Source organism: Mesorhizobium sp. M5C.F.Ca.IN.020.29.1.1 (assembly GCF_003997375.1).
GTDB classification, from domain to species: domain Bacteria; phylum Pseudomonadota; class Alphaproteobacteria; order Rhizobiales; family Rhizobiaceae; genus Mesorhizobium; species Mesorhizobium wenxiniae.
Genome location: NZ_RZSW01000452.1, coordinates 1 through 5,218, shown reverse-complemented (window position 1 = coordinate 5,218; position 5,218 = coordinate 1). Strand labels below are relative to the sequence as shown.

The window sequence follows — 5,218 nt, the reverse complement described above, 5'->3', positions numbered from 1 at the left end:
AGGAGGACCAGCGCGCGGTGCTGCGCGAATTGACGCGGTCGAACGGTATCGAGTTGGGCGCGCGCCAGAGCATGTTGATGAACTGGGACGAGATCCGCGCCATGGCAGGGCATTCGCTGGTGACGATCGGCGCGCACACCGTCAATCATCGCAATCTGAAGCGGCTTTCCGAAGCCGATGCGCGGCACGAGGTCGAGGACGTCAGGCGCATATTGCAGGCCGAACTCGGCGAGGCGCCGCGCCATTTCGCCTATCCTTATGGCTATCCCAGTGCCGTTGGCGACCGCGAAGTCGGCATTGCCCGCGACGCCGGCTATGCCTCGGCGGTGACGACACGCCACGGCGTGCTGCGCGCCGAACATGCCGATTTCCTGCAAGCGCTGCCGCGCATTTCGGTCAACGGTCGCTATCAGAGCGTTGCCCATATCCGCACGATGCTGTCGGGTGTGACGACGCCGCTGGCCAATGCCGGCAAGATGCTTGTCACCATCTAGTGGTGAAAGTCCGGCAAGAACCGACCCCTTGAGGACCATCTCTGATGGGAGGTCAAGGGAACGTCGTGACCCGAAGGCGACATATGTCTGGACCGTCGGTAGGTCTCGTCAGGGTGAAACCGGAAGTTCGACGCGAACCCAACAGCTCGCCGGCTGTTCACAGCTGCTCTACGCGCACAGTCCTCGGACAACCCGGCCAGAGAACTATCCTTCCAGAAGCGACGCGGGATCAAGGGACGTCGCCTGGCCGGACGTGACGCGCAGGAGAGGGCACCTTTGCAAACGCGACGATCACTCCGGCACGCCGGCAATACCCAACGCCTCGACGTAGCGCTCGGCGAACACCTTGTCCCGCCACGGGTTGATCTGCCTCTGCAGGCCGAGCGTGTAGGTCGGGAACGCCTCCATCAGCCGCCGCGCCGCCGCCTGCGCTTCGTCCGGCCGATTGAGTTTGACCAGCGCCATGATCACCACCCGGTGCGAGGAGCCGTAATTCGGCATCTCGCGCAGCGCTCGTTCTCCCCAAGCCAGCGCTTCCTCGTAGCGTTCGAGCATCAGGTAGCTCATCCCGATGCCGGAGAGCGCGATGCCCTTCTCTGGGTCGACCGGGCTCAGCCGCATTGCCCTGTGGAAGTGCTCGATCGCGACGAGTGGGCGGCCGGAATGGGCGTTCACCCAGCCGCTGCCCGTATAGCCCTGCGCCGAATTGGGGTTGAGGAGCAGGGACCGTTCGATCGTGTCCAGCGCCGTCTCGTAATCCTTGGCGCTGTAGGCGATCACCTGCGAAGCGAAACGCAAGCTTGTCGGGTCGTCTCGCGCGTCCGCCAGCACCTCGCGGGCCATGCGCACGGCGACGCGAATATCGTCGGGCTCGTGCCAGCACTGACTCACGGACAGGCTGCGGATATAGGCACCGAGTGCCTTCGCCAGGGTGAAGCCGGGGTCGATGCTGAGCGCCTCGTTGGTGAGCCGGCGCACGTCGGCAAAGCCTTCGCGCGTCATGCTGTAGAAGCGCGGCAGCGCGCGAAGGTAGAGGTCGTAGGCACCGATGTAGACGGTCGGCTTCATGCGCGCCTGCTTGATCTCCTCCAGCCGGATGCTCGGCTCGACGGCGCCCACGACGCTCTCGGTTACCTTGTCCTGCAGGTCGAAGATGTCGCTCACGTCGCCCTCGAAGCGGTCGGCCCAGACATGGTGTCCGCTGATCGCGTCCACCAACTGCCCACTGATGCGCACGCGCGATCCTGCTCTGCGGATGCTGCCTTCGAGCACGTAGCGGACGCCCAGTTCGCGCCCGACCTGGCGCAGGTCCACCGCTCGGCCCTTGTAGGTGAAGGACGAGTTGCGGGCGATCACGAAGAAGGAGTTCACCCGGCTCAATCCCGTGATGATGTCCTCCACCAGTCCGTCGGCGAAGTATTCCTGGTCGGGGTCGCCGCTCATGTTGGTGAAAGGCAGAACCGCGATCGAGGGTTTCGCGGGCAGGGGAGGCGGTGCAGCCACCGAGGCGCTGGGGTCGGTCTCGACGCGATAGGCGCGCACAGGCCGCTCGATGTTCTTGAGGCGCAGGTCGCCGAGCAGCGTGAAGCCGCCGTCGAGCTTGCCCTGAAGGTGGTCGTAGGCGGTGCCCGAGACGACCACGGCGCCGGCATCGGCGATGCTTTCGAGGCGGGCGGCGATGTTGACACCGTCGCCGTAGAGGTCGCCGTCCTCCTCGCAGACCACGTCGCCGAGATTGACGCCGATGCGGAAGCGAATCCGCTCTTCCTCGGGCGTCTCCGCCTCGTGTTCTGCCAAAGCCTGCTGGATCGCCATCGCCGAGGTCACCGCGTTGACGATGCTCGCGAACTCGCACAGCATGCCGTCGCCGGTGAGCTTGACGATCCGGCCCTGATGCTCGGAGACCAGCGGTTCGAGGAGGTCTTTGCGGTATGTCTTGAGCCGCTCGAGCGTGCCGCGCTCGTCGCGCTCCATCAGGCGCGAATAGCCGACCACGTCGCAAGCCAGGATCGCTGCGAGGCGGCGCTGCGCGGTCATTGCACCGCCCGGCCAGGCGCGTGCACGCGGGCTGCCTCGCGCCAATGCCCCGCCAACTTCCAGACGCTCAACGTGCATGGCATCCATCTTTCCCAGCCGCCGCCCGTCGCCGATTCAGAACGGAGAACGCAGCTTGACCTTGCCTTCACGAGATTTCGCTATCCCGCTTGCGAGGCGTGGAGCGATCCAGTCGCCGCGCTAACAGCCAACCGGCGACACGCCCACGCAGCCTCTGGGGACCCTGACACGCACTCCCAGAAGGCCGGAGATATTTGCTGCCCTTGGTAACCGGGTGACGCCACCGTGGCGGTGCTTTTGTCACCGCGATGTAACAGCCCCTACGAACGCGCGCATCGGACATCACACCAACGTTCGCGCTTAGAGGTGCTGAGGTCGGAAAGTGGCGCTGCCTGCGCGTTCCGATCGGCGACACGGAAGGCAGAAAACCACCCTGAGCTACCCTACACGTCGGGTAGCAAGCGTCAGGCTTTCACCATCTAGCGGCGGCGGGCGAGCCTCAATTCTTCGGCCGCGGCGGCTCCAGGATCAGCCACTTGATGATGCCCATAGCCGGCAGCACCCACAGCATGCCGCTGAGCAGGAAGAACAGAAAATGCGCCAACGGTCCCGATTCTGCCAGCTGGGCAACCGCCACGATCGATGCGACCAGTGCGTAGACGATGACCAGCGCCACCAGCAGGAAGGTTCCGATCAGCTTTTTCAGGCGAATTGGCATTTCGCGATCCCGTTGATCCCTATCGCTTAGGCCCAACGGAAGAGGCACGCAACCCGCAAGAAGCGGCGCGACGGCGTGCCGCGCTGTCCGGTCTTGCCAGCGGGATTGCGATGGTCCACCAATCCGCGACTGCAACCTGCCGGGACAAGCCTATGGCTGCCATATCAGCTGCCGCGCCTTTCGTGGCCCGCGACCGCGACCTGCGCAACCGGGCGCTGGTGCGTGGCTGGCTCTACGTCGTGCTTCTGGTGCTGTTTGTACTGGTGCTGGTCGGCGGCGCCACCAGGCTCACCGAGTCCGGCCTGTCGATCACCGAATGGAAGCCGATCCACGGCATCATCCCGCCGCTCAACGACGCCGAATGGCAGGAGGAATTCCAGCGCTACCAGCAGATCCCGCAATATGCCGAGCTCAACAAGGGCATGAGCATCGAAGCGTTCAAGTCGATCTTCTGGTGGGAATGGGTGCACCGGATCCTGGCGCGCGGTGTCGGCGTGGTTTTCGCCGTGCCGCTGGTGTTTTTCTGGGCGACGCGCCGCGTCGAACGCGGCCTTCGGCCGAAACTATCAGGCATTCTTCTTCTCGGCGGCCTGCAGGGCGCGATCGGCTGGTGGATGGTGGCGTCCGGACTGGTCGACCGGGTCTCCGTCAGCCAATACCGGCTGGCAACGCATCTGACGCTGGCCGCGCTGATCTTCACCGCGACCATGGTGGTGGCGCGCGGGCTCGCGCCTCATTCCGAACCGGCCGCCGACCGTTCGACGCAGCGTCTGGCCGGCTTTCTGGTGCTTTTGGCGCTGATCCAGATCTATCTCGGCGGGCTGGTCGCCGGGCTCGACGCCGGCCTGAGCTACAACACCTGGCCGCTGATGGACGGCAAGCTCATCCCCGGCGATCTGATGATCCTCGAGCCGGCATGGCGCAACTTCTTCGAGAGCCCGAAGACGGTTCAGTTCATCCACCGGCTCGGCGCCTACGCGATCTTCGCCGCAGCACTTTGGCACATGATCGCGACACACCGCCGCCAGCCAGGCACGACGCATGCGCACCGCGCGACGTTGTTGTTTCTGCTGGTGCTGGCGCAGGGGTTGATCGGCATCGGCACGCTGCTGATGCACGTGCCGCTGCACATGGCGCTGACGCATCAGGCATTCGCGCTTGTCCTGCTAGGGTTTGCTGCAGCGCATTGGCGCGGCACCAAGGGCGCTTATCCGCTGCCCAACCAGATCGCCGTCAGGGGCTGAGCCGCACCGTCCTGATCGCCGTGGCAATGGACAATTCGCGGCTTTCCTCGATCGCGTTGCCGTCCTCATGGTGCCACGACGCCGACAGGCAGCCATAGGCGATGGCATGATCCAGGATGGCTGGCGGCGTTTGGCCGAGCGTTCTGGCGAAGATCTCAGCCATGTGGGCAATCCGCCGGGGATCGCTGCAAAGGTCGTCGCGGTCGAGCGGGTTGTAAAACATGTTCGCCGCATCGAAGCCGGGATCGCCGAGAACGCCCTTTGGGTCGATCGCCAACCAGCCGCGCGGTCCCTGCATGATATTGTCGTGATGCAGGTCGCCATGCAGCGGCAGCACGTCGACAGGATCGGCCAACAGCCGTTCCGCGGTCGCAGCCGCTTCGACGTAGAGGCTTTTTTCGCTGGCGTCGCGATCGATCTTCGCCTTCTTGAACAGACTGGAAAACCGTACCCGCAGCGGCTGCAGATCCGGTGGCGCAGGGTGGTCGGATGGCGAGAACAGGTTTGCCATCACCTCGGCCGCGATTGCTGTGGCGGCATTGTCTCCCTGCTCCGCGAGAACCTGCGACAGCGTCCTGTCACCGGCATATTCGAGCAGCATGCAGTGGCCGTCGCTGCCGAGCAGCTGCACTGCGCCTTCGCCACGCCGCCAGGCGAGAAAATGCTCGCCGCGCAACTCGTCTTCGACATCGTCGAAGGGTTTGAGG

General features: G+C 64.7%; 5 protein-coding genes. 2 read left to right on the top strand and 3 right to left on the bottom strand.

Annotated features, from left to right (window positions below; all coding sequences use genetic code 11):
• A partial coding sequence (locus tag EOA85_RS26840) for a polysaccharide deacetylase family protein (protein WP_164759900.1) occupies positions 1 to 494 on the top strand: 494 nt, incomplete at its 5' end.
• Positions 495 to 785: 291 nt separating this feature from the next.
• Here the strand turns inward: EOA85_RS26840 and EOA85_RS26835 are convergent.
• Together EOA85_RS26835 and EOA85_RS26830 are read right to left on the bottom strand one after the other, a co-directional pair.
• Positions 786 to 2,618 carry an adenylate/guanylate cyclase domain-containing protein gene (locus EOA85_RS26835; protein WP_245486028.1) on the bottom strand — a complete coding sequence of 611 codons (1,833 nt, stop codon included), beginning with the start codon at positions 2,616 to 2,618 and terminating at the stop codon, positions 786 to 788.
• Positions 2,619 to 3,048: 430 nt separating this feature from the next.
• Complete coding sequence (locus EOA85_RS26830) at positions 3,049 to 3,267, bottom strand: DUF2842 domain-containing protein (RefSeq protein ID WP_065008079.1); 219 nt, start codon at positions 3,265 to 3,267, stop codon at positions 3,049 to 3,051.
• A 152-nt stretch (positions 3,268 to 3,419) separates the two neighbouring features.
• Here EOA85_RS26830 and EOA85_RS26825 point away from each other — a divergent pair, with 152 nt between their 5' ends.
• Positions 3,420 to 4,511: a COX15/CtaA family protein gene (locus tag EOA85_RS26825; protein ID WP_127211778.1), complete on the top strand. Its 1,092-nt coding sequence runs from the start codon at positions 3,420 to 3,422 to the stop codon at positions 4,509 to 4,511.
• On the opposite strand, the gene EOA85_RS26820 is transcribed toward EOA85_RS26825, so the two are convergent.
• On the bottom strand, positions 4,501 to 5,218 hold a 718-nt coding region (locus EOA85_RS26820; protein ID WP_127211777.1), incomplete at its 5' end, for an aminoglycoside phosphotransferase family protein. The genes EOA85_RS26825 and EOA85_RS26820 overlap by 11 nt on opposite strands.

Coding starts and splice junctions, on each gene's coding strand:
- EOA85_RS26835 (WP_245486028.1), bottom strand. CDS start 2,618: ATGGATGCCATGCACGTTGAGCGTCTGGAAGTTGGCGGGGCATTGGCG.
- EOA85_RS26830 (WP_065008079.1), bottom strand. CDS start 3,267: ATGCCAATTCGCCTGAAAAAGCTGATCGGAACCTTCCTGCTGGTGGCG.
- EOA85_RS26825 (WP_127211778.1), top strand. CDS start 3,420: ATGGCTGCCATATCAGCTGCCGCGCCTTTCGTGGCCCGCGACCGCGAC.